Raw genomic sequence first — 23368 nt, 5'->3', positions numbered from 1 at the left:
TCTACTAATTCTTTACACGCACTTGGCAAAAGATAAATGTTGAAAAAAAAGGCATTGTACAATATAATTATAGAGGAATTTTAAATAAAGAAAAGAATGGATGGGACAAATGATAGATGCAAAAAGACTGATGATAGTAGCTTTTTTCACAATGGTCATAAATCTGATTGACACACTTTCTTATTCAATAAGACCTTCGGGTGTAAGAACTCGAAAGCTTGCTGTTGCTCTTTCGCTTTTTAATATTATGGCTGTGATATCAAGATTATCAAATATGATTCAAGCACCTTTTCTTGGCAGTATTGTAGATATGGCGATAAAAATGGACAAGGTCTATCTCCTTCAAAATGATATGAGAATTGTACTTTTTTCAGCTACATTAGGGCATTGATAGGAGCACCCCTGATGCCCACTTTTGTATCGATTTTTACTGTTGCCATAAATGGAATGGAAGGGGCTGGAACAGTCCCTAAGCTTATTCTTAAAGGATTTAGATGGAGTAATTTAAAAAAGATAAAGAAAAAAATTGTTTTGCCAAGGCTGTCTATGCTAAAAGGTGTGTGGAAGGCTAACGTACCAAAAACTTTTTTGATATATAACGTTATTATTACTTCTATTTACACCACAGGTATTATCTCTTCACTTTACGCTGGAGCCATTCTTCCTGAGTATAGAATTACAGCCAGTCAGCTTTCGGGTATTGTAAACGGGTTTGCGACTGTATTGTTTACCGTTGTAGTGGACCCTGTGGCGGCTCTTATAACTGACCAGGCCTTAAGCGGTAAAAGGACCCAACATGATGTGGACAGTATGGTAGTGCTTCTTGTGTTGGGGAAAATTTTGGGTACTTTGCTGGCTCAGCTTATATTTATACCAGCTGCAGAGTTGATACTGTTTGTTACAAAATTGATAGTTTAACAAAAAAATAAAAAAATTTTAATACACTTTTTAAGAAAATGGTGTATAATAAAAATTAAAATAAGATTTAATTGCGCTAAGCAATTTGCAGTTAAAGGAGATGGGGTCATTGTATTTCATTAGCCCAACCAAGGGAAAAATGGATATTGATAAAATGTTCCAAGACATCATGGAATTTGTTGAGGGAGACCGGCAATCTAATTACAAGTTGATGGTGGGTACAGACTCTCAACCAGGTAAATCCGTATGCTTTGTCACTGCTGTAATCATATACCGAGAAGGGAAAGGTGCCAGGTATTATTATAGGAAATTTTGTAATAAAAAGGTGTTGTCTTTAAAACAAAGGATTTTTATGGAGGCTACTTATAGCATTGAAATAGCGAATCAGCTTTTTGAAAAGATCAATCAGACTGATAAAAAGGATATAAATATACAGATTCATTTAGACGTAGGGGAAAATGGTAAAACAAGAGATATTATAAAAGAAGTAGTTAACATGGTGTTAGGATGTGGATTTGAAGCACAAGTTAAGCCTGCATCTTATGGGGCTAGCAAAGTAGCTGATAAGCACACTAAAAGTATGGCTAATATTGGATAAGACCTCCCGAAGGAGGTCTTATTTTTATGTGCGCCCGGCATGGGCGATAGCTAGGCGGTGAAAGTCCGCTGTGGGCTTGGTAGTGGGAACCACTAGCCAAGAGCAAGGGTGTCCATCGTGAGGTGGAATCTGAAGGAAGCTTAAGGCAAAATCTCGGTCTGATGAACAAGAACCAGATAAGAGGCTGAATTGGGATGGATGAGTTTGCGTAACAAAACGAAGTCCAACACTACCCGAATCCCATACAGTAAATCTGGCAGATATATGAGATGAAAGTTATCGTTCTTACCCGGGGAGGTCTCAAGGATAAGTCACTAAAGTGAACTCTGAAGTGACAACCCATACAGTGATGTATGGTTGAACCTTGAGAAGTCAGCAGAGGTCATAGTACTTATCTAGTCATGAATAGATAAGGAAGGGCCGAACGTTAGGAGGTTTTGGAAATCTTATGGACTCGAAAGATATGCAGAGACTGCAGACAACTCAACAAAGAGGCTATCCGTTGAATAGAGAAATGGAATTTCAAAAGACAACGGAAGTGCATAGTATATCATCGGCGTCAAAAGATAGAAGAAACGATGTACAAAGATATACCAGCAAGATGCTTGAAATGATAGTAGAACGAGGAAACATGAGAGCAGCATACAAGCGCGTTGTTGCAAATAAAGGAAGCCATGGAGTCGATGGGATGGAAGTAGATGAACTTCTACCGTATCTCAAAGAAAACTGGGCAACCATAAAACAACAACTGCTGGAGGGGAAATACAAACCACAACCAGTGCGAAGAGTAGAAATTTCCAAACCAGATGGAGGAGTAAGACTACTAGGAATACCTACAGCACTAGATAGGCTAATACAACAAGCAATAGCCCAAATACTAAATAAAGTCTACAACCATACATTTTCTGATAGCAGTTATGGATTTAGACCAGGACGCAGTGCAAAAGACGCAATAAAAGCCGCAGAAGCATATATAAATGAAGGATATACATGGGTTGTAGATATGGACTTAGAAAAGTTCTTTGACAGAGTAAACCACGACATAATAATGTCCAAACTAGAAAAGCGGATAGGAGATAAAAGGGTACTAAAGTTAATAAGAAGATACCTAGAATCAGGAGTAATGATAAACGGAATCAAAGTATCAACAGAAGAAGGGACACCCCAAGGAGGGCCATTAAGTCCCCTATTAGCAAACATAATGTTGGACGAACTAGACAAAGAACTTGAGAAACGAGGGCATAAATTCTGCCGATATGCAGATGACTGCAACATATATGTAAGAAGCAGGTCTGCAGGAAACAGAGTAATGAAGAGCATAAAGAAATTCATAGAAAGCAAATTAAAACTAAAAGTCAACGAAGCAAAAAGTGCTGTAGATAGACCATGGAGAAGAAAATTTCTTGGATTTTCATTCTATACAAAAGAAAACGAAGTAAGAATAAGAATCCATGAAAAATCCATCAAAAGGTTTAAGGAAAAAGTAAGAGAAATAACCAATCGGAACAAGGGAATAAGCATGGAAAACAGAATAAAAAGACTAAATCAAATAACGACAGGATGGGTCAACTATTTTGGATTAGCAGACGCGAAAAGCATAATGAAAACCCTTGACGAATGGATAAGGCGAAGACTAAGGGCATGTATATGGAAACAATGGAAGAAGATAAAAACGAAGCATGATAACTTAGTAAAACTAGGAGTAGAAGAACAAAAAGCCTGGGAATACGCCAATACAAGGAAAGGCTACTGGAGAATATCCAATAGCCCAATCCTAAATAAGACTCTTACAAATAAATACTTTGAAAGCATAGGTTATAAGAGTTTATCCCAAAGATATCTAATTGTACACAATTCCTAATGAACCGCCGTATACCGAACGGTACGTACGGTGGTGTGAGAGGACGCTGAATAAAATAATTATTCAGCTCCTACTCGATGCCTTTATTGTTTTATCGTTTAATTTAAAAAGATTGAATACATAAGGTGCACCAAGAGAAAGCCACAGTCCGCAAATTGCATACCTTATAGCGTTAAAAATATTTCCAGAAGGCAACACAAATTTTAATCCCTCTTTAAGTACAAAAAATACAATTATGCCAATTAGTAACTTCAAAATTTGCTTTTGAAGAGGAGCATGGACAGTAAAATCAAATTTTTCTTTGTCTATAAAATAACCTATTAAAGTACCAGAAATTAAACCCATGTATTCATAAATATCCTTGTGAGGGAAAATTAATATAAAAAGCGCAGGGATTAAAATTGACAAAATAACTTTAAAAGATAAACTTATGTTAAAATTGCTTTCTTTCACGATGCTATCAATAAGTTCACTTAAAATTATTATTAAAACAGCTATCAATATTCCGCCAATAATATCTATCGGCCAGTGGACACCTAAATACATTCGCGAAAATGATACGAGTAATACGATGGCGATTCCTACATACCACAGCCATTTTTTTTTGATAGTGTACCATTAAAGTTCCCCAAACAGTTGTAGAACCTTGTGCATGGCCACTTGGGAAAGAATATCCTCCTGCCGATTGTGTAAAAATAGACCTTATTCCTGGATATCCTATAGGTCTTGCTATTTTTGTTATCTCTTTTAAAACAGTGTTTACATAGATAGAGCTTATCAATATGAGTCCCAATTTTAGACCAAATCTTTTATCTACACACCAGTAAAAAAGGGGGATAAAAATAAAATAAAATCCTGAACTTCCCAACATAGTTACAGCTATAAAAAAATAGTCTAAAAAAGGGTTTGAAATTGTTTGAATAGCTTTTAATATTTCTGCTTGCATTTTATCACCTCACTATATATAATTCACCAAAAAAATTTATTTTCCTTCATAGTGAAAAAATTTAACACAAATTTAAAGAAAAAAATAAAAAGTGGGTTTTCTGCTCTTTTTTATTTATACTGTATTTTTTATTTGTCGAAAATTATTTTCTGTTTTTAAGCAGGATTTTTGAAATTTGTAAAGAATATATATTTATAGATAGGTGGTGTTGATGATGGGAGAAAATGGGAAGGTTTTAATTAAAGATTTAGAGAAAAAAGATAAAAAAATATTTTCCTTATGGTTGCAAGACATTAATGTGGTCAAATTTTTAATTGATTTGTTTAAAATATCAAGAGGGAAAGACAATGTTTTAAATATACCTTTTGGCAAAAACCGTAAAATGTTTGTGTTGGAAACGAAAGATGGCGTAAAGTTGGGATTCTGTGTACTATACGATATTGATTGGCAACAAAAAAAGAGCAGTATGTATATTTATATTGAGAAGAAGGAAAATGTAGGAATAGAAACTGCACAAGAAATAATTAATTCTTTAGTGAGGAGGACAGCTTTAAAGTACAATTTAAAAGATATTGAAGTTCACACAAAAAATGATGTTTTTGCCAAATGTTTTACCAATATAGAAGACTTTAAAAAAGAAGAAGAAGGATATAGTTTCCGCATAGCTTTAGATGAGATAGAAGTTCCTGTAAATGTGGCCCGATAAGGGCCTTTTACTTTTGATTTTTTTGTATTATAATTTTATCAAACTTGACAAGTAGAGGTGTTTAGATGAATATACCAAATTTTCTTACACTTGTTAGATTTTTACTTATACCTCTTTTTGTATACACTTTTTTTTATGTTCCCGAGGGAAATACTTATGCTGCAGTGATTTTTATATTATCAGGTATTACGGATATTTTGGATGGTTATATAGCGAGGCACTATAACCAAGTGACAAAAATAGGTACTTTGCTTGACCCTCTTGCGGACAAGTTGATGATACTTACTGTTTTGACCAGTTTATGGATAAAAGATTTAATTCCTTTTTTTGTTATTGCTATTTTAATGGTAAAAGAACTATCAATGATAATAGGTGCTGCGATACTTTATAAAAAGCAAGAAATTGCTATACCTGCTAATAACTATGGCAAAGCTGCGACACTTTTCTTTTATATTGCGATAATTTTTTCAATTTTTAAGTGGCCTTATGGATTTACTTTGATGATTATAGCACTGTTATTGGCTATTTTAGCCTTTGTTATCTATACGTTGGAGTTTTATAAAAGGAGCACAGATAATTAAGAGGAAGTAAGTGCTTCTACAGAAGAGCAGCTTTCAGATGTGGGAAAACCCAAACATTTTGTTTATTTTACTATCTGTGATAAAATAGTTATACGTAAAATTGATGAGGTATACCATAGGGGGTGTTAATATAGAAATTATTAAAGAGAAGCTAAGGAAATTGCAAGAATATTTGTTAAAATTAGATAACGCATTAATTGCTTTTTCTGGAGGTGTAGATAGCACTTTTTTGGCAAAAGTAAGTTACGACGTTTTAGGGAATAGAGTATTAGCTGTGACTGCTACTTCTCCAATGCATCCTAAAAGTGAATTAAAAGAAGCTGTAGAGCTTGCTAAAAAAATAGGAATTCCCCACTTGGTTGTGGAATTTAATGATATTCTTGAAATAGAAGAATTTAGAAAAAATCCTTTAAATAGATGCTATATATGTAAATCCAATTTATTTTCAAGGTTTAAAGCTATTGCAGAAGAAAAGGGCTTCAAATATATTCTAGAAGGCACAAATGCAGATGATGTGTCTGATTTCAGGCCAGGAAGAAGGGCGTTAAAAGAATTAGGAATTTTAAGCCCTTTGCTAGAATGTGGTATAAAAAAAGAAGAGATAAGGATTTTATCCAAAGAGTTGGGGCTTCCTACATGGGGTAAGCCTTCTTATGCATGTCTTGCTTCAAGGATCCCTTACGGAGAAGAGATAACTTATGATAAGCTTTCTATGGTAGAAAAGGCAGAAGAGGATTTGAGAGACTTAGGCTTTTCAGGATTTAGAGTGAGATACCATGGAGATGTTGCAAGGATTGAACTTCCAAAGGAGCAGATGGAGACAATTTTTGAAGAAGGTATAAGGGAAGAAGTTGTAAAAAGAATTAAAAATGCTGGCTTTAAGTATGTAACGATGGATTTAGAAGGATACAGAACTGGTAGCTTAAATGAGCCTCATGTGAAGGTGGTAAAAAATGTACAATGAGAAAATATTGCAGATTTTAATGGAGTTTAAACAAGGCAAGATATCAACAGATGAAGCATTAGAAGCTTTAAAGAAACTTCCTTATGAAGATTTAGGATTTGCTAAAATTGATTATCACAGAGAGATAAGAAAGGGATTTCCTGAAGTAATTTTTTGTCAAGGAAAGACTCCCCAGCAGGTTAGAGAAATTGCTTTTAATATGTATAAAAATGGGAGTGATATTTTAGGGACAAGAGCCTCACAACAACATTTTGAAGCAGTGAAAGAGGTAGTAGAAAAAGCAGTCTATTATGAGGAAGCTCGTATAATTTCTATAAGAAATACGCCAATAAATAAGACAAAAGGCATAATTGGAGTAGTGGCTGCTGGAACTTCTGATTTGCCTGTTGCTGAAGAAGCGGCTATTACTGCAGAACTTATGGGAAACACTGTAAAAAGATTTTATGATGTTGGAGTTGCAGGACTACACAGGCTTTTAGATAAATTAGATGAAATCAGACAATGCCGTGTATTGATTGCAGTTGCTGGTATGGAAGGAGCACTTCCTACTGTGTTAGGAGGATTGGTTAGCTCTCCTATAATTGCAGTGCCTACAAGTGTAGGATATGGTGCTAACTTTCACGGTTTGTCCGCTCTTTTGACTATGCTTAATTCCTGTGCCAGTGGCGTAAGTGTTGTAAATATTGATAACGGTTTTGGTGCGGCTTATTCTGCAAGTTTAATAAATAGGATAGGGGAGGAATCAAAATGAAAGTCTTATATTTTGACTGTTTTGCTGGAATTTCTGGAGATATGACTATTGCTTCATTATTATCTCATGTAGATGTGGAAGAGTTTAAAAAGAAGGTAAAGAAAATAGCTTTGGACAATTTTGATATAGAGATAGGGAAAACACAAAAGAATAGTATAAGTGCTAAGACTTTTAAGGTATTGTATGAGGAAGAGCATCATCACCATCATAGGCATATGAAAGATGTGAGAGAAATCATCGATAAGAGTGATTTAGAGGAAGAAGTCAGGAAAATGAGTGTTGAGATGTTTGAGAAATTAGCAGAAGCAGAGGCAAAAGTGCATGGAAAATCTCCCGAAGAAGTGCATTTTCATGAAGTGGGGGCAGTAGATTCTATAGTAGATATAATAGGTACGGCGATACTTATAGACATGATAAAGCCAGATAAGATTGTTTCTTCTCCATTGCCAGTAAGTTCAGGCTTTGTAGATACTCAACACGGTCTTATACCTGTGCCTGCACCAGCAACAGCAGAACTTTTAAAAGGAATACCTGTGTACCAAAGCGATGTAAAAGGTGAAATTGTGACACCTACCGGTGCCGCTATTGTAAAAACTTTAGCGAATGAGTTTGGTGGTATACCTGACATGACGATAAATTCTGTTGGATATGGTGCTGGTACTAAGGATTTAGAGATACCAAATGTTTTGAGGACATATGTGGGAGAGGAAGAGGTAAAAAAAAACCTGAGACATTGATGGTTTTGGAGACAAATATAGATGATATGAATCCGGAATTTTATCAATATTTGTTTGAACTGCTCTTTAAAAATGGAGCATTGGATGTGTTTTTGACTCCTATTATTATGAAAAAGCAAAGGCCGGGAACGCTTCTTACGGTAATTTGTGAAAAAGAAAATGCTGATAAATTAAAGGAGATAATATTTAGAGAGACTTCTACTTTTGGCATAAGGTATTACGAAGCGTTAAGGTACAAACTTGATAGAGATTTTTCAGTTGTGGATACTCCTTACGGAAGAATAAGAGTAAAAAAGGGCTATTTAAATGGAAAACTTATTAAAGCGTATCCTGAGTATGAAGATGTTAAAGCCATTGCTGAAAAGACTGGGAATTCAATTAGCGATATTTACAGGAATGTGATGAGACACATTGATTTGCTATTTTTTTAAGATTAAAAGCGGGATTAACCCGCTTTTAATGTGAAATAAAAAGTGGTACCTACTCCTTCTTTGCTTTCTATTCCATATTTGCTGCCGTGCAATGTCAATATTTCTTTTACTATTGCAAGGCCAAGGCCTGTTCCCGATTTGTTTCCTTTGTAATACCTGTCAAAGATGTGCTCTAAATCTTTTTGAGGTATGCCGCATCCTGTATCTGATATTTTTATTAAAACTTCTTTATCTTGTGGAATTGCCTCTATTGCAAGAATGCCACCATTTTCTATACTTGCTATAGCATTGCTTATTATATTTATAATTGCCCGTTTTATCATTTCCCTATCCGCTATTACCTTAAGTTTAAGATTATTAAGCTTTACTTCTATATTTTTTTCTAAAATTTGAATTTCAAATATGTCTAAAGTTTCAAATATAAGTTTTTCTAAATCTATAGGTTCCTCTTTTATTTCTACCATTCCTGATTGGAGCTTAGAAAGCTGTAACACGTCGTCTACTAATTTAGACATTCTCTCTGTTTCTTTAATCACTGTATTTAAATATTTTTCTCTTTTTTCTTTATCGTCTCCATAGTAGTCTAAAAGCATTTCAGAATATCCACGTATAAGGCCAAGAGGTGTTTTTAAATCATGGCTTATATTTGCAATCAAATCTTTTCTGAACTTGTCTGTGATAGATAACTGTTTTACCATTGTGTTCATAGATTTTGCAAGGTCTCCTAATTCATCGTCTTCTTTGTAATTTATTTTGACATCTAAATTTCCAGAAGCGATTTGGTGAGCAGCATTTTTCAAAATTTGTATAGGTCGAGTAAACTTTTTTGACATGTAAATTGACACAAATAAAATTGCTGCTATTGTGACGACAAAAATCCGCCAAAAAACTTGTTTAAAAAGATTGACAGAGTCGTTTATAGCGGCGATAGGGATGCTCATTATTAAAGTAGCGGGTTTTCCGTTATATAAAAAAGGCCTTACAATAGAAAGATATTCTATATGCAAAAAAGGATGCTCATATTTTACAACTTTTACAGTGTTTATAGGGTGAAGAAGTACTTCAGGGATTCCCAAACCTCGACCGTATCCTCTGTTATTTCCTGCAATTATTATGTTGTTTTGTGTCATTGCGACGACTTGGGCATTAGATTTGTCAATAAGTTCACTTATAAGCATTTCATCGTTGTTATTTATTGCTTCTACAATTTTTTCACTGTAATTTTTAAGTTGATTTATTTTGTAATAAGAGTATATCTTATTAATAAAAACTACTTGAGTAAGCCAAAACATAGATAAAATTATAAGGCCTATGATAAGGTAAGAGATAAAAAGCTTTTTTCTTATTCCTTTCAAATTTATTCACCATCCAATTTGTAACCTATTCCCCACACTGTTTTTATGAGTTTGCGCTTTTCTCCTAATTTTTCTCTTAACTGTTTTATATGGGTATCAACTGTTCTTAAATCTCCATAAAAATCATATCCCCATACTTCATTAAGGCACTTTTCGCGGGATACAACTTTTCCTTTATTATCTATTAAGAGTTTTAAAAGGTCAAATTCTTTTGGCGTAAGGTCAATTTTTTCTCCATCAACCGTGACTTCTCTAGAACTTACATTTATAGAAATTCCTTCATATTCTGTTTTCCCCTCTTCTTCTGAAGCTCCATAAGTTCTTGACAAAATTGCTTTAACGCGAGCGATTACTTCTTTAGGGCTAAAAGGTTTTACAACGTAATCATCTGCTCCTAATTCAAACCCTAAAAGTTTATCATACTCTTCTCCTCTTGCTGTTATCATCATTACAGGCACTTTTGACTTTTCTCTAATTGTTTTTAAAAGGCTCCAACCACTTATATCTGGAAGCATTATATCTAAAAGGATTATGCTTATATCTTTATTATTATTAAAATATTCAAGCCCTATTTTGCCATTTTCAGCTACCAATACTTCATATCCATTATTTTCTAAATAAGTTTTTAAAATATCTCTCATTCCTTCTTCGTCTTCAATTACTAAAACTTTTTGCATAAAAAACACCTCCCATCTTTAGTTTAATTATTTTTTAATCAGTTTACAATATTTAAAATTAAACTTCACACTTTCCTCACAAATTATATAAAATTACTTCAAACTATTTGGGTATCATAAAGAATGAAAAAGGAAAAATTTAAAAGGAGGTATCCATATATGAAGAGAAACAAATGGTTAATAGTTTTAGCAGTTGTATTGGCTTTAGCAATTCCTTTGACAGTTTTTGCAGCAAATACTGATTCACCACTGACAAACAGCATAAAAGGCTTTTTTGGAATTGACACATCAAAGCTTACACCAGAGCAAGAGCAAATAATTACAGATTACAACAAAAAAATAGCCGACCTTGAAAAAGAGTTTATAAACAAACTCTTATCAGAAGGGCTTATAACTCAACAACAAGCAGATAATATAATTAAAAACATTGATAGCAAAGTTTCTAAAGCAAATCAAGACAATGTTCCCTTCTTCATTGGTGGCGGAAGAGGATTTGACAAAGGATATTTTGGAATAGGCCCAATTGATACTTCAAAGCTTACAGAACAACAAAAAGCAGCTTTGACAGAAATATACAAACAAATGGCGTCACTTCAGAAGGATATAGTAAACAAATTGGTATCTGAAGGATTATTGACTCAAGACCAAGCAAACAAAATCACAAGTGCGATAGATAATGCAATAGCTAATGCTGATAAAAAAGGTTATGCTATGTTTGGTGGCAACGATGGATTAGGGTTTATTTTGAGAGGTGTTGATCCATCTAAATTGACAGACCAGCAAAAGAATGAGTTAATCAATTATTACAAACAAATGGCACAATTGCAAAAACAATTAGTTGATAAATTTGTAAGCTTTGGAGTTATTACTCAGGACCAAGGAAATACGATTAAAAATAGAATTGATACAATGGTAAAAAATATAGAACAAAACGGATTGCCTCAAGGATTTTTCAAACATTTTGAAGGAAAAAGAGGAGATTTTAAAGGTAAATGGCAAAATGGAAATGGACAAACCAATACTGCTCCTCAAGGGTATAGTAACTCTCTCTAATTGAATTTTTTGAATAAAAAGAGATGGTTAAATGCCATCTCTTTACTATTTTCAAAACTTTGCATAGTAGGAACCCTCATATTACTCTAAAAAAATGTTCATACATACTTCACAAATCCAATATAGTTACCTCAAACTAAAAGGTTATTATATAAGTGTAGCAAATAAAAAACAAAATTCAAAAAGGAGTGTGGTTTTAAATGAATTTCAAAAAGGTAGTAGCAGTAGTACTTACAGGAGGTATGCTTTTAAGTGGAATAGCTGCTTATGCAGCAACAAATGGAGACACAACTAATTCCTCTGCACCAGGTCAATATTCTACGACAGCACCAAGGTATGGCATGTCTAAAAATGCAGATTTTCTTGCAAAACTGACTGGTAAGACAGCAGATGAAATTTTAAGTGAACTTCAATCAGGGAAAACAATAGTTCAGATTGCAGAAGAAAATGGCATAACACTTGACAATCTGAAAAAAGCTTTAATTGAACAAAAAGAAGAGTTTATAGACCAATTAGTTAAAGATGGTAAAATAACTCAGGATAGGGCTGATACAATCAAAAAAGCCATTGAAGACAGAATAAATTCCTGGGATGGAACATGTCAATATGGTAAAGGTTCAGGTGCTGGCTTAGGTCTTGGACTTGGAAAAAATAGCAATGGCAATACAGGTGTAGGCTTGGGAGCAGGTTTTGGTGCTAAAGGAGCACATAAAGGAGTAGGTTATAGGGGAGGAAACTTTGGACCAACTGTTCAGCAGTAAAGAAAAAGGCAAGGAATCAACCTTGCCTTTTTTCATAGGACTCTACAATAGGCTTTAACTTTAAAGTGAGATACGAAGCGATACTTGCCTTGATTAAGTCGCCAGGTATAAAAGGAAGTGCTCCCACTAAAAAGGCTTTTTTAAATGGCATTCCTGTAACAAAAGAGAGCTGAGTTACTCCCAAAATATAAACAAGAATTATTGCAAACAGGACATATGTTAAAAAAACATTGATAAAATTTGCTTTTTTATTTTTTAAAGTCAAAGAGATTAAAAAGGCTGCAAAGGGCCAACTTAAAATATATCCTCCTGTAGGACCTATTAAAATATTTAGTCCTCCGGTAAGTCCTGCAAACACAGGTATTCCAATAGCGCCTAAAAGGTCAAAAATAAAAAGGCTCAAAAATGCTGATGTAGGATTTAAAAGTCCTCCGGCTAACATAACTGCAAAAGTCTGCCCTGTGATAGGTACTGGAGAAAAAGGCAAAGGTATTTTTACAAAACCCATTATAAAAGTAATAGCAGCAAAAAGAGAAGCTAAAACCCTGTCTTTAGTTTTTATCATATTTTTCCTCCTCATTGTGTTATTACACCAATTATTATATTTTTTTTAAAAAGAATTGTCAACTATTTTTACATAATGGTTAACAATTCTTTAGAAAAGTAGCCCTCTTAAATTTTTAAGAGGGCCAGTAGAATTTTAACTATCTCCATCATCAAATTTTAAATCTGCCATATCATAAGTGAATTCCGCTAAACGAACATTTAAGAAAATTGGTATATCAGTTCGTATTGCTAAAGCTATAGCATCACTGGGCCTTGAGTCTAATTTTATAACTTTATCCCCTTGTTTTATATAAAGCTCTGCATAATAAGTGTCATCTTTTAAATCAGTAATTACAACTTTTTCAGGTTTTCCTCCAAGTTCTTCAATAACAGATTTTAAAAGGTCGGGGGTTAAAGGGCGAGGCGGTGTAATTCCTTGAAGAGGGATAGCTATGTTTTGGGCTTCCAATGGACCTATGACGATGGGCAAAACTTTCTTTTCCTCTTCATCTGTCAATAGGACGGAGAAATTTCCTTCTACGTCCATTGTAATTGCCTTAACATGAAATTTTAACATTTTTTACACCTCGATTTAAAACATCTTCTTATTATCATTATATCATACTTATGCAAATTTAATCTGATTGTTTGCTTTAAAACAACTTAACTGTTGACAATTCATGAGATTTTATATATATTATATATCAAATGGAATATAAGGCTATGAAAGAGAGGAGTAAGTGTATACTGGCTAAAGAGAGGGATATCCCATGGGCTGAAAGGATTCCCGCCAAAGGTACACTGAAGGTAGCTCTGGAGCCTGTAAACCGAAGTTCAGTAGGTTTAAACGGGTCTGCCCGTTATAGCTTGAGTGATAAATAAAGGTGGTACCGCGAAATGCCCTTTCGCCCTTTGTGGGTGAAAGGGTTTTAAAATTTTACGGAGGGAGTGTAAGGCATGAAAGAGATAGCTAAGACGTACAATCCAAAGGAATTTGAAGATAGAATTTATGCTTTTTGGATGGAAAAAGGATATTTTACTCCTAAAATAGACCCTGAAAAACAGCCATTTACCATTGTTATACCGCCTCCAAACATAACAGGGCAATTACATATGGGACATGCACTTGACAATACTTTGCAGGACATATTGATAAGATGGAAAAGAATGCAGGGTTATGCAGCTTTGTGGATACCTGGCTCAGACCATGCCAGCATTGCGACGGAGATAAAAGTTTTAGACACGATAAGAGAAGAAACGGGGCTCACAAAGAAAGAAATAGGAAGAGAAGAGTTTTTGAAAAGGGCATGGGCATGGAAGGACAAATACGAAAACCGTATTTTAAGCCAATTAAAAAAGTTGGGTTCTTCTTGTGATTGGACAAGGACACGCTTTACTATGGATGAAGTATGTTCAAGGGCGGTAAGAGAAGTTTTTGTCTCCCTCTATGAAAAAGGGCTCATATATAGAGGAGACAGGATAATAAATTGGTGTCCAGACTGCAACACTGCTTTATCTGATGCGGAAGTGGAACATAAAGAGCAAAAAGGGCATTTGTGGTACATCAAATACCCCATAAAAGGTGAAGATGGATATGTAGTTATAGCTACGACGAGGCCTGAGACGATGCTGGGGGATGTAGCAGTTGCTGTAAATCCTGATGATGAAAGGTATAAGGATGTGGTAGGTAAGACTTTGATACTGCCACTTGTAGGAAGAGAGATACCTGTAATTGCTGACAGTTACGTTGACCCTTCATTTGGAACAGGTGCTGTAAAAGTTACACCTGCCCATGACCCAAATGATTTTGAGATGGGATTAAGACATAATCTTCCATTTATCAATATAATGAATGAGAATGCGATAATCAATGAAAATGGAGGAAAATATAAAGGTCTTGATAGATATGAGGCGAGAGAAAGAATAGTCGAAGACCTCAAAAATCTCGGACTACTTCTAAAAGTTGAAGACCACGTTCACAATGTGGGGCATTGTTACAGATGCGATACAGTAGTTGAGCCTCTACTTTCCAAACAGTGGTTTGTAAAGATGGAACCTTTAGCTAAACCTGCTTTAGAGGTTGTAAAAGAAGGAAAAATAAAATTTGTGCCAGAACGGTTTGAGAAAATATACACTAATTGGTTAGAAAACATAAAGGATTGGTGTATTTCCAGGCAATTATGGTGGGGACACAGAATTCCTGCCTGGTACTGCGATGACTGTGGTCATATAACTGTATCGCGTAAAGACCCGCAAAAATGTGAAGCTTGTGGAAGCCCCCACATACATCAAGACGAAGATGTATTAGACACTTGGTTTAGTTCTGCACTTTGGCCTTTCTCTACTATGGGTTGGCCGGAAGGAACAGAAGACCTCCAATACTTCTATCCTACTGATGTTCTTGTTACAGGATATGACATAATTTTCTTCTGGGTTGCAAGAATGATTTTTATGAGTTTGGAATTCATGAAAGAAGTGCCATTTAAGCATGTTTTGATACATGGTTTAGTCAGAGATGCTCAAGGTAGAAAAATGAGCAAATCTCTTGGCAATGGGATAGACCCATTAGAGGTTATTGAAGAATATGGGGCAGACACTTTAAGGTTTACATTAGTCATAGGAAATGCCCCAGGAAACGATATGAGGTTTAGTCAAGATAAAGTTGAACTCAGCAGAAACTTTGCAAATAAATTGTGGAACGCTTCAAGGTATGTGTTGCTGAATTTAACTGATAATGATACTAACCTTTATACAGATGGGTTGACTATTGCTGATAAGTGGATTTTGACAAGGTATAACAACATAGTAAAAGAAGTGACAGAGAATTTAGAAAAATTTGAGTTAGGAATAGCTGCGACAAAACTTTATGACTTTGTGTGGAGTGAATTTTGCGATTGGTATATAGAACTTAGTAAACCTGTGTTATACAGTGACAACCTTGAAGCTAAAAAGGTTACAAAGTCTGTTCTAAGATATGTGCTTGATAATACTTTGAGGCTTTTGCATCCTTTTATGCCTTTTATAACTGAAGAAATATGGCAGAATTTACCTCATGAAGGCGAGAGCATAATGATTGCTGAATGGCCGAAATACAAAGAAGAACTGGATTTCACTGAAGAAGCGAAAAATGCTGAGATTATAATGGAAGCTATTAGGACCATTAGAAATTTAAGAGCAGAAGCAAATGTTTCCCCTTCTAAAAAAGCAAAAGTTATTGTGGCTGTTGAAAATGAAAATTATGTAAAGGTGTTTGAAGTGGGCACAAATTATATAATGAAACTTGCAGGTGCTAGCGAAGTTGTAATTGAAACAGATAAAAGTAAAATTCCTCATAAAGCTTTGAGTGGAGCAATAGAAGGAGGATTGGTGGTACTTCCACTTGAGGATTTAATTGACTTAGAAGAAGAGATAAAGAGGCTTAATGAAGAAAGACAAAAAGTGATAAGCGAAATTGAAAGAGCACAAGGGCTTTTAAATAATGAAAATTTCGTCAAAAAAGCGCCAGAAAAAGTAGTTAATGCAGAAAGAGAAAAATTGGAAAAATATACTACAATGCTTAAAAACATAGAGGAAAGACTTAAGTTATTAAAGAGTTAACCTCTAGGGGGATTTGTATGTTATCTTTGTTTAAAAGGCAAAAAAAAGAGCCTCAACTGGTGATAAGAGAGGCTAAGATAAAAGATGCGAGGGGGATAATAAAGCTTTTAAGCAGTGTTGGAAGAGAAAAATTGTATATGGTGTCAGAGACATTTAACTGGTCTGAAGAGGAAGAAAAACAGCTTATAAAAAATTTAGACCGCAACAAAGATTTGATCCTAGTGGCAGACTACGGTGGAGAAATCGTAGGCTGCCTTACTCTCTTTCGTTATTATGGAGGAAGGTCTCCTAAAGTACAACATGTAGGAGAAATAGGTATAAGTATAGACGCTCGATTTAGGAATATAGGAATCGGAACAAAATTGTTTACAGAAGCTATTAATTGGGCAAAAAGCAAAGGTTATGAAAAACTTTGCCTTAGTGTTTTTAGTACCAATGAAGTAGCAATACATCTTTACAAAAAATTTGGCTTTGAAGAAGAGGGAAGAAGAAGACGACAGTTTAAGATTGGAGATGAGTATGTAGACGAAGTTTTAATGGGGTTGTTTTTATAAAATTAGTCTTTATAGGGGAGGGATTTAAATGAATTATGAAGAGGCGATTGGTTACATACACGGCATATATAAATTTGGTATAAAATTGGGGTTGGAAAATATAAGAAAATTATTGGACTACATGGGGAATCCTCAGAAAAGTCTTAAAATTATTCATGTTGCTGGTACAAATGGAAAAGGCTCTACATCAGCTTTTATAAGCAACATTTTGCAGCAGGCTGGATATAAAGTAGCTTTATATACTTCTCCCTACCTCGAAGAATTTGAAGAGAGAATGAGAATAAATGGAGAAAATATTTCCAAGGAAAAGTTGATTTATTATGTTGAATATATAAAGCCTATAATATCTCGTATGGTGGAGGAAGGATACAATCATCCGACGGAATTTGAAGTGGTAACTGCAATTGCTTTTAAATATTTTTACGATGAAAAGGTGGATTTTGTAGTATTGGAAGTGGGGCTTGGAGGCAGATTTGACGCGACAAATGCCATAGATTCTTCTTTGGTTTCTGTCATAACGACTATTGATTATGACCATACAGACAGATTGGGACATACTTTAGGAGAGATTGCATATGAAAAAGCCGGAATCATCAAGCAAAAGGGGGTTGTAGTGAGTTTTTATCAACAACCAGAAGCGATGAAGGTCATCATAGAAGCCTGTGAGGTAAGAAATGCTTATTTGACTGTACTTGAAAAAAGTAACGTAATTATAAAAGAACAAAACCCTGATTTTCAGATTTTTGACTACAAAAAATACAAGGACTTAAAAATTACTTTATTGGGAGAGCATCAGATTTACAATGCTGCTTTGGCGATTGAGAGCGTAGAAAAATTAAAAATGTATGGATACGAAATCACAGAAAAAGATATAAGGGAAGGGCTTTACAGGGCGAAATGGCCTGGAAGATTGGAAGTAATGAGAAAAAAACCCTACGTAGTAATAGACGGTGCTCACAATCCTCAAGGAATGACTGTTTTGAAAGAGTCTCTAAAATTATTTAAATATGATAAATTGATTTTAGTAATTGGAATGCTTAAAGACAAAGATACACAGAAGATGTTGGATATAATTGTGCCAGAGGCAAATATGATAATAACAACCACCCCAATAAGTGAAAGAGCTTATAAAGCAAGTGAACTTGCAGAGCGGATAGAAAAAGAAAAAGTGATTGCGATTGAAAATATTGAAGAAGCGGTAAAATACGCCCTGGATATAGCTAAGGAAGAGGATATGGTACTTTTTTGTGGTTCATTGTACATGATTGGTTATGTGAGGTCTATGCTTAAAAAGGTAATAATTAAGACATATTTTTAATATAATGTAAGGTGTAAAGGCCGTAATGAGAAGGTGGTTGTTATGGAAATGACAGGGACTGCGTTGTTACGGGAGATAGATAAAGCACTAAAGGCGATGAAAGAAGCGGAAAGAAATTTAGAAATGCTGGAAAATGACAACTACCTCAAGATAAAGTTAGCAAGGCTAAAGTACGATTTTGCAAGACAAGAATATTTGAGACTCTTAAGGATTGCTAAAGAACAAAAAATCAAATATAACATGAATGAATTGATGGAAAAAATAATAGACGTATGATAAAAGCGGTCTTTCGACCGCCTGATTTATTGTTCAGGTATTTTAATTTCTTCTTGAAAATCGCACTTAAAATCTTTATAGGTCACACAAAAACCGTTGCAATTATGGATACATGTAATTGCATTACATTTCTTCATCGTTCTAATTGGTGCATTTACTGGTTTTGAAGAGCGCATAAATTCTAACTCCAAATAAGTCATATCAATCGCCCTTTCCAATTTGATAGTTTTATTATACACTTAATTCATTTATCTGTCAATTGCAATTATAAAATTTAGAAATTCATTTTAGAGCCAAATTTCTCAGAAAGTTTGCTACTAATAAAGGTTTTTTGAAAAAAATAATTAAATAGTTTTGAGTTTGGGTAGGGCTATAACTTTATTTTGTTTATTGAAAAAAGGAAAGGAGTATGATAAAATGAATAATGTGTCGGGGCATGGCGCAGCGGTAGCGCGCGCGGTTCGGGACCGTGAGGTCGCAGGTTCAAATCCTGTTGCCCCGACCATTATTACAGCCATGTGGGTTTTAAGACTTATCAACAGGCTAAAAGAACAAGTGGTTGCAGGTATGATATAGGGCCACCTCGGTGGTAAATTTGTAAAAATATTGAAAGACGCTCACAATTTAAGTGAGCGATTTTTTATGGAGTTATTGGTTTCTCAAATATATCCTCCTGCATATTATGGAATTATGCTAATATGTGGGGGGATGTGTTTTGTACATTTACATTGCCAATATGGGAGAAGATATTATTGAGCGAGTTAATTTGAAGACAAATCACAGAAATTTTGCAAAGATTAAATCATATAACAATAAACATCTGCCCTTAAATGTCTATTCTAAATATTTATGTGGTCCTCATCGATTAATTTTAGATAAACAAAGACAGAAACTGTATTCTTTAAATGCTTATGATAATTCAATTAGTATAATAAACCTAGAAGATTTTACTTCAGAAATTTCTCTGTATGTAGGTAATTATCCTAATAATGGCATTATGCATGGAGATTATATATTAGTGGTTAATGGAGACTCAGACTCTATAAGTATTTTTGATATTGAAGAGAAAAAAGTGATAGGGCAAGTTAAAGTAGGAAGTTTCCCCCAGGGCATAATTTACAATGAAAAGTATGATTTGATTTTTGTGAGCAATATGAACTCCGATGAAATTTTATTAATCGACCCTTTTAGTTATAGGATTGTAGATTTTATTGGAACAGGGGCAAGACCTATAGGAATGACTTTCTCTGAAGATTGGGACTATTTGTATGTGGTAAACAGTTATTTTGAAACAGGGATAAATGGGAAAATTTCTGTGATAAACCTGCAAAGTTTTAAAGTGACTGGTGAGATAGAAGTTGGAAAAGTTCCTACAATGGTACGGAAAAAGGAAAACTTTTTGTATGTGCTTAATTCTTGCTCTAATACGCTATGCAAAATAGATTTATTTACAAAACAGAAAAAAGAAGTTTATTGTGGATATGCACCTGGATATTTATGTATTTTAGATAAATATGCTTATGTTTCTTCTGCAGAAGAAAATAAAGTAAATATAATTGACATTGATGAAATGAGGGTAGTAAAGTTTATTGAAACAAGAAAAGAGCCCCAAGGCCTTGTTATTGACCCGTGAGGACTTTTATTATGTATGCATATACGTCTTGAGATTTTTGTTTCCAATTATCGCAGATAAGTTTTGCCTGCTCGCTGTTTACTACATTTATATTTAGCTCAATCAAAACTATATCATTTTCTACGACTTTACAATTAGCTATATATTGATTTTCGTCTTTTTTGTAATAAGTGGCTATATATTGAGATTCCTGTTTTATTTTTTCTTTGTTTAAAAGGATGTATTCGTCTATTTTTTGCCGTGTTTCAAAGGGGATTCTTGTGAAAAATAGTTTTAAAATGTTTATACCTTCTTCCGTAATAAAATATTTTTCTTCTTCTAATTTTATAAAGCCAGTTTCTATTAACTCGTCAAGGTATTGTCTTAAATAGAAATAGTTCATAAGTTTGTTATCTAAGATAATTTTGCTTATTTGCTCGTCTGTAATAGGCATATTTATTCTGTTTAAGATGTATAGTATAATTAACTTGTTTTCTGCTAATTCTTGTATTTCGTAAGCCAAGTTACCACCTCGCATTATTACTATATGTGGTATGTTTAAGTTAATTCTATCACAAAATATACAATAATAAAAGAGAGTATACGAAATACTCTCTCAGTTTGTTGACAAAGTTAAAAAATATTCAAAGGAGATATTTTGCATCGTCGCTCCGATGTTCCAAAGCGACAAAACTAAAGCTCGACCTTCGGGCTCCGGCAGGGTACCGGGCACAATCGGCCTCCTTGCCTCAGGTGCCCGCCTTCGCCATCCATGGCTTCGGCCCTGCCTCCACCCTCGGTCTTGCTAAGTTTTGTTACCGCTTTGTAACAAGTCGCTCCTTATGCAAAATATCTCCTTTACGAAAGTTTGTCTACAGTCTGAGAGAGTATACGAAATACTCTCTTTTTCTCTTTCTATCTTTGCATATATTCTGATTCGCTCCCTGCAGCACCTTGTGGGCCGCCTTGTGCAGGAGTAGAACCATATATACTAATGCCTCTTGCCATGGCAGATTCAGCAAAATGAACCATTCGTCTTAACATTTGTCCTCCTACTTTGCCGCAATCTCTACTACTTATATATCCCCAATAATCTTCAGAACCTTGCTTAACTGGAAGGCCAAGCTCTGATGCGATTTCGTATTTCATATTATCAAGGGCTTTGTGAGCCTCTGGTACCATTTTTGGACGATCGTTCCAACTACCTCTTGCCATTTAAATCCCTCCTTATTCTTTCTCATACTTAATTTGTGTAGGTGGATAAAAAATATACTTTGAAAAATTTTAAAAAAATATATTTTGTTGTGCTAAAATATTTATATGCAAAAATTTTACTAAAAGGGTTGATAGAGATGGAGAAACAAAAAATTTTAGAGCAAAAAATAAGGGAATGGGGAGCGTCTTTAGTAGGTTTTTCAAATCTTACAGGTATCCTTCCCGATACTCTTTCAGATATTCCGTATGCCATTACAGTTGTAATAAAATTAGCGGATAGAATAGTGGATGAAATTGAGAATAAGCCTACTCACACTTATTATCACCATTACCGTTCTGTAAATACGCTAATTGACCAGATAACCTTAAGGACGGGTCTTCTTCTTGAAGAATGGGGCTATAAAGCATTAGCTGTTCCTGCGTCTCAATCGATTGCTGATTTGGGAGAATATAGAGGACTTTTTCCACATAAAACTGCTGCTACAAGAGCAGGGCTTGGTTGGATAGGGAAAAATGGGCTTCTTGTGACTGAAAAATATGGACCAAGAGTGAGATTAGGAACAGTTCTAACAAATATGCCTTTTGAAACCGGAACCCCCATTACTGAAAGTAAATGTGGCAGCTGTAAATTATGTGTAGATGCCTGTCCTGCTATGGCACTTTATGGTACTCTATGGAAAGAGGGAATGCCGAGAGAAGAAATAGTTGACGCAAGAGCTTGCAGTGAATACATGAATAAAAAATTTAAACACATTGGAAGAGGCTATGTCTGCGGTATTTGTATGGAAGTGTGTCCTTACGGAAGGAAAAAATCTGTTGACAGGTTAAAAGGTTTTTGATAAAATGAAATCAAACAACCAAAACGTTTTGGAAAAGGTGGATATTAAATGGCTGTTACAATAAAAGATATAGCGAAATATGCGGGTGTATCTGTTACAACGGTTTCGAGAGCTTTAAACGGATATCCGGATGTAAGCGAGGAAACACGTGAAAGAATTAAAAAAATAGCGGAACAACTTAATTATACTCCAAACTCCATTGCAAGAGGACTTGTCACAAATAAGACCCACACAGTTGGCTTGATTGTTTCTGAATTAATAAAACCTGGGGCGTATCATCCTTTCTTCCTCGAAGTGCTTGCAGGTATAAAAGCAGGATTAAAAAAAGATAAATATGACCTTATACTTTTTACTGTAGACCCGGAAAGCCAAGATGCCACTTCCTATGAGAAGCTTTGCAATGACAGAAAAGTGGAAGGGGCTATTGTAGAAGGTTTAAGATTGAGTGATCCTTATATTGAAGAAATAAAGAGAACACAAATTCCCACTGTTCTGATTGATATACCGATACTGACTGATAAAGTGGGATATGTAAGTTCGGATAACGTTCAGGCGGCTTTTGAAGCTACAAGTTATCTTATAAAGTTAGGACATAGAAATATTGGATTTATAAATGGGCATAATGATGCGGCTGTAAGCTTTGAAAGGTTAGAAGGTTATAAAAAAGCTCTTGAAAAAAATAATATACCTTACAAAGAGGAATATGTAGTTTTTGATGATTTTACTCAAGAAGGTGGATATAATTCTTTTAAGACGTTAGTTTTTGAACATCCGGAAATAACTGCTGTTTTCCATGCTTCTGATTTGATGGCAATAGGGTCTTTCAAAGCAGCAAAAGACTTAGGAATGAAAGTGCCTGATGACATCTCTATTGTAGGTTTTGACGATATTGAACTTGCATCCCTTATTACTCCTGGACTTACTACTATAAGACAAGATACTTTTAAGATGGGATATAATGCAGCAAAACATCTTTTATCTATTATAAAAGGGGAAAAGCCTCAGCATATATTAATACCTCATAAGCTTGTAATTAGAGATTCAGCTAGAAAGATATAATTTTTTTTAAAAA

At 34.6% G+C, this 23368-nt stretch carries 23 protein-coding genes, 1 tRNA gene, 2 pseudogenes and 1 other annotated feature; of the genes and pseudogenes, 19 read left to right on the top strand and 7 right to left on the bottom strand.

Annotated features, from left to right (window positions below):
• Positions 1–109 precede the first annotated feature (109 nt).
• The 3 genes and pseudogenes from TETH514_RS11210 (at position 110) to ltrA (ending at position 3377) form a co-directional block, all read left to right on the top strand.
• Positions 110–918 (top strand): annotated as a pseudogene (locus tag TETH514_RS11210) (lipid II flippase Amj family protein).
• 109 nt (positions 919–1027) lie between these two features.
• Positions 1028–1516 (top strand): ribonuclease H-like YkuK family protein, encoded by a 489-nt coding sequence (locus TETH514_RS11205; protein ID WP_009052668.1) that lies wholly within the window; start codon positions 1028–1030, stop codon positions 1514–1516.
• Between the two features lie 448 nt (positions 1517–1964).
• Positions 1965–3377, top strand: coding sequence for a group II intron reverse transcriptase/maturase (gene ltrA / locus TETH514_RS11200; protein WP_009052667.1), 1413 nt, complete (start codon positions 1965–1967; stop codon positions 3375–3377).
• 63 nt (positions 3378–3440) lie between these two features.
• Here the strand turns inward: ltrA and TETH514_RS13205 are convergent.
• A pseudogene (locus TETH514_RS13205) lies at positions 3441–4323 on the bottom strand (phosphatase PAP2 family protein).
• Between the two features lie 211 nt (positions 4324–4534).
• Between TETH514_RS13205 and TETH514_RS11190 the strand changes: the two are divergent.
• The 6 genes from TETH514_RS11190 to larC (TETH514_RS11165) all read left to right on the top strand — a co-directional run bounded on the left by TETH514_RS11190 (position 4535) and on the right by larC (TETH514_RS11165) (position 8493).
• Positions 4535–5029: a hypothetical protein gene (locus TETH514_RS11190; RefSeq protein WP_009052665.1), complete on the top strand. Its 495-nt coding sequence runs from the start codon at positions 4535–4537 to the stop codon at positions 5027–5029.
• A gap of 65 nt (positions 5030–5094) precedes the next feature.
• A complete protein-coding gene (gene pgsA / locus TETH514_RS11185) occupies positions 5095–5610 on the top strand; it encodes a CDP-diacylglycerol--glycerol-3-phosphate 3-phosphatidyltransferase (protein ID WP_009052664.1) in 516 nt (171 codons plus the stop codon).
• 103 nt (positions 5611–5713) lie between these two features.
• Positions 5714–6574 carry an ATP-dependent sacrificial sulfur transferase LarE gene (gene larE / locus TETH514_RS11180; RefSeq protein ID WP_009052663.1) on the top strand — a complete coding sequence of 287 codons (861 nt, stop codon included), beginning with the start codon at positions 5714–5716 and terminating at the stop codon, positions 6572–6574.
• Positions 6564–7325, top strand: coding sequence for a nickel pincer cofactor biosynthesis protein LarB (gene larB / locus TETH514_RS11175; RefSeq protein ID WP_009052662.1), 762 nt, complete (start codon positions 6564–6566; stop codon positions 7323–7325). Before larE ends, larB begins: the two co-directional genes overlap by 11 nt.
• A complete protein-coding gene (larC, locus tag TETH514_RS11170) occupies positions 7322–8062 on the top strand; it encodes a nickel pincer cofactor biosynthesis protein LarC (protein ID WP_009052661.1) in 741 nt (246 codons plus the stop codon). The genes larB and larC (TETH514_RS11170) overlap by 4 nt, the downstream gene beginning before the upstream one ends.
• Positions 8062–8493 (top strand): LarC family nickel insertion protein, encoded by a 432-nt coding sequence (gene larC / locus TETH514_RS11165; RefSeq protein WP_009052660.1) that lies wholly within the window; start codon positions 8062–8064, stop codon positions 8491–8493. The genes larC (TETH514_RS11170) and larC (TETH514_RS11165) overlap by 1 nt, the downstream gene beginning before the upstream one ends.
• A 14-nt stretch (positions 8494–8507) precedes the next feature.
• On the opposite strand, the gene TETH514_RS11160 is transcribed toward larC (TETH514_RS11165), so the two are convergent.
• Together TETH514_RS11160 and TETH514_RS11155 are read right to left on the bottom strand one after the other, a co-directional pair.
• Positions 8508–9848 (bottom strand): cell wall metabolism sensor histidine kinase WalK, encoded by a 1341-nt coding sequence (locus tag TETH514_RS11160; protein WP_009052659.1) that lies wholly within the window; start codon positions 9846–9848, stop codon positions 8508–8510.
• A gap of 2 nt (positions 9849–9850) precedes the next feature.
• Positions 9851–10525, bottom strand: a complete 675-nt coding sequence (locus tag TETH514_RS11155) for a response regulator transcription factor (RefSeq protein WP_009052658.1) — start codon at positions 10523–10525, stop codon at positions 9851–9853.
• A gap of 159 nt (positions 10526–10684) precedes the next feature.
• On the opposite strand from TETH514_RS11155, the gene TETH514_RS11150 reads away from it, so the two are divergent.
• Positions 10685–11578, top strand: coding sequence for a YckD family protein (locus TETH514_RS11150; protein WP_009052657.1), 894 nt, complete (start codon positions 10685–10687; stop codon positions 11576–11578).
• A 200-nt stretch (positions 11579–11778) separates the two neighbouring features.
• A complete protein-coding gene (locus TETH514_RS11145) occupies positions 11779–12339 on the top strand; it encodes a DUF2680 domain-containing protein (RefSeq protein ID WP_009052656.1) in 561 nt (186 codons plus the stop codon).
• Between the two features lie 16 nt (positions 12340–12355).
• On the opposite strand, the gene TETH514_RS11140 is transcribed toward TETH514_RS11145, so the two are convergent.
• Positions 12356–12904, bottom strand: coding sequence for a biotin transporter BioY (locus tag TETH514_RS11140; RefSeq protein WP_009052655.1), 549 nt, complete (start codon positions 12902–12904; stop codon positions 12356–12358).
• 135 nt (positions 12905–13039) lie between these two features.
• The gene (locus tag TETH514_RS11135) at positions 13040–13462 is read right to left on the bottom strand and encodes a bifunctional nuclease family protein (RefSeq protein ID WP_003867718.1); all 423 of its coding nucleotides are present in this window, start codon (positions 13460–13462) and stop codon (positions 13040–13042) included.
• Positions 13463–13599: 137 nt separating this feature from the next.
• Positions 13600–13801: a binding site (T-box leader), on the top strand.
• 41 nt (positions 13802–13842) lie between these two features.
• Between TETH514_RS11135 and TETH514_RS11130 the strand changes: the two genes are divergently transcribed.
• The 6 genes from TETH514_RS11130 to TETH514_RS11105 all read left to right on the top strand — a co-directional run bounded on the left by TETH514_RS11130 (position 13843) and on the right by TETH514_RS11105 (position 20263).
• The gene (locus tag TETH514_RS11130; RefSeq protein WP_009052654.1) at positions 13843–16482 is read left to right on the top strand and encodes a valine--tRNA ligase; all 2640 of its coding nucleotides are present in this window, start codon (positions 13843–13845) and stop codon (positions 16480–16482) included.
• 17 nt (positions 16483–16499) lie between these two features.
• Positions 16500–17036: a GNAT family N-acetyltransferase gene (locus tag TETH514_RS11125; protein ID WP_009052653.1), complete on the top strand. Its 537-nt coding sequence runs from the start codon at positions 16500–16502 to the stop codon at positions 17034–17036.
• Between the two features lie 28 nt (positions 17037–17064).
• Positions 17065–18354: a folylpolyglutamate synthase/dihydrofolate synthase family protein gene (locus TETH514_RS11120; protein WP_009052652.1), complete on the top strand. Its 1290-nt coding sequence runs from the start codon at positions 17065–17067 to the stop codon at positions 18352–18354.
• Positions 18355–18396: 42 nt separating this feature from the next.
• Positions 18397–18630 carry a hypothetical protein gene (locus TETH514_RS11115; protein WP_003870333.1) on the top strand — a complete coding sequence of 78 codons (234 nt, stop codon included), beginning with the start codon at positions 18397–18399 and terminating at the stop codon, positions 18628–18630.
• Between the two features lie 430 nt (positions 18631–19060).
• A tRNA-Pro gene (locus TETH514_RS11110) sits at positions 19061–19135 on the top strand.
• A 210-nt stretch (positions 19136–19345) separates the two neighbouring features.
• Positions 19346–20263, top strand: a complete 918-nt coding sequence (locus tag TETH514_RS11105) for a YncE family protein (protein WP_009052651.1) — start codon at positions 19346–19348, stop codon at positions 20261–20263.
• Here the strand turns inward: TETH514_RS11105 and TETH514_RS11100 are convergent.
• Both TETH514_RS11100 and TETH514_RS11095 read right to left on the bottom strand, forming a co-directional pair.
• A complete protein-coding gene (locus TETH514_RS11100) occupies positions 20250–20765 on the bottom strand; it encodes a DUF4364 family protein (protein ID WP_003867000.1) in 516 nt (171 codons plus the stop codon). The genes TETH514_RS11105 and TETH514_RS11100 overlap by 14 nt on opposite strands.
• Before the next feature lie 392 nt (positions 20766–21157).
• Complete coding sequence (locus TETH514_RS11095) at positions 21158–21457, bottom strand: alpha/beta-type small acid-soluble spore protein (protein ID WP_003866999.1); 300 nt, start codon at positions 21455–21457, stop codon at positions 21158–21160.
• Positions 21458–21594: 137 nt separating this feature from the next.
• On the opposite strand from TETH514_RS11095, the gene TETH514_RS11090 reads away from it, so the two are divergent.
• The gene (locus TETH514_RS11090) at positions 21595–22296 is read left to right on the top strand and encodes a 4Fe-4S double cluster binding domain-containing protein (protein WP_009052650.1); all 702 of its coding nucleotides are present in this window, start codon (positions 21595–21597) and stop codon (positions 22294–22296) included.
• Positions 22297–22344: 48 nt separating this feature from the next.
• Entirely contained in the window at positions 22345–23355 is a 1011-nt protein-coding gene (locus tag TETH514_RS11085) for a LacI family DNA-binding transcriptional regulator (protein WP_009052649.1), read from the top strand.
• Positions 23356–23368 lie beyond the last annotated feature (13 nt).

This window comes from Thermoanaerobacter sp. X514, assembly GCF_000019065.1.
GTDB lineage: Bacteria > Bacillota > Thermoanaerobacteria > Thermoanaerobacterales > Thermoanaerobacteraceae > Thermoanaerobacter > Thermoanaerobacter pseudethanolicus.
Note: the sequence above shows the minus strand (reverse complement) of the source record. Positions and strands in the feature narration are given on the sequence as shown.

Bases quoted from the DNA above. Each gene is read 5' to 3' on its own strand.
- TETH514_RS11155 (WP_009052658.1), bottom strand. From the start codon at position 10,525: ATGCAAAAAGTTTTAGTAATTGAAGACGAAGAAGGAATGAGAGATATT.
- TETH514_RS11140 (WP_009052655.1), bottom strand. From the start codon at position 12,904: ATGATAAAAACTAAAGACAGGGTTTTAGCTTCTCTTTTTGCTGCTATT.
- pgsA (WP_009052664.1), top strand. From the start codon at position 5,095: ATGAATATACCAAATTTTCTTACACTTGTTAGATTTTTACTTATACCT.
- larB (WP_009052662.1), top strand. From the start codon at position 6,564: ATGTACAATGAGAAAATATTGCAGATTTTAATGGAGTTTAAACAAGGC.
- TETH514_RS11125 (WP_009052653.1), top strand. From the start codon at position 16,500: ATGTTATCTTTGTTTAAAAGGCAAAAAAAAGAGCCTCAACTGGTGATA.
- TETH514_RS11190 (WP_009052665.1), top strand. From the start codon at position 4,535: ATGATGGGAGAAAATGGGAAGGTTTTAATTAAAGATTTAGAGAAAAAA.
- larE (WP_009052663.1), top strand. From the start codon at position 5,714: ATGAGGTATACCATAGGGGGTGTTAATATAGAAATTATTAAAGAGAAG.
- TETH514_RS11120 (WP_009052652.1), top strand. From the start codon at position 17,065: ATGAATTATGAAGAGGCGATTGGTTACATACACGGCATATATAAATTT.
- TETH514_RS11130 (WP_009052654.1), top strand. From the start codon at position 13,843: ATGAAAGAGATAGCTAAGACGTACAATCCAAAGGAATTTGAAGATAGA.
- TETH514_RS11115 (WP_003870333.1), top strand. From the start codon at position 18,397: ATGGAAATGACAGGGACTGCGTTGTTACGGGAGATAGATAAAGCACTA.
- TETH514_RS11090 (WP_009052650.1), top strand. From the start codon at position 21,595: ATGGAGAAACAAAAAATTTTAGAGCAAAAAATAAGGGAATGGGGAGCG.
- larC (WP_009052661.1), top strand. From the start codon at position 7,322: ATGAAAGTCTTATATTTTGACTGTTTTGCTGGAATTTCTGGAGATATG.
- TETH514_RS11135 (WP_003867718.1), bottom strand. From the start codon at position 13,462: ATGTTAAAATTTCATGTTAAGGCAATTACAATGGACGTAGAAGGAAAT.
- TETH514_RS11145 (WP_009052656.1), top strand. From the start codon at position 11,779: ATGAATTTCAAAAAGGTAGTAGCAGTAGTACTTACAGGAGGTATGCTT.
- larC (WP_009052660.1), top strand. From the start codon at position 8,062: ATGGTTTTGGAGACAAATATAGATGATATGAATCCGGAATTTTATCAA.
- TETH514_RS11085 (WP_009052649.1), top strand. From the start codon at position 22,345: ATGGCTGTTACAATAAAAGATATAGCGAAATATGCGGGTGTATCTGTT.
- TETH514_RS11095 (WP_003866999.1), bottom strand. From the start codon at position 21,457: ATGGCAAGAGGTAGTTGGAACGATCGTCCAAAAATGGTACCAGAGGCT.
- ltrA (WP_009052667.1), top strand. From the start codon at position 1,965: ATGGACTCGAAAGATATGCAGAGACTGCAGACAACTCAACAAAGAGGC.
- TETH514_RS11150 (WP_009052657.1), top strand. From the start codon at position 10,685: ATGAAGAGAAACAAATGGTTAATAGTTTTAGCAGTTGTATTGGCTTTA.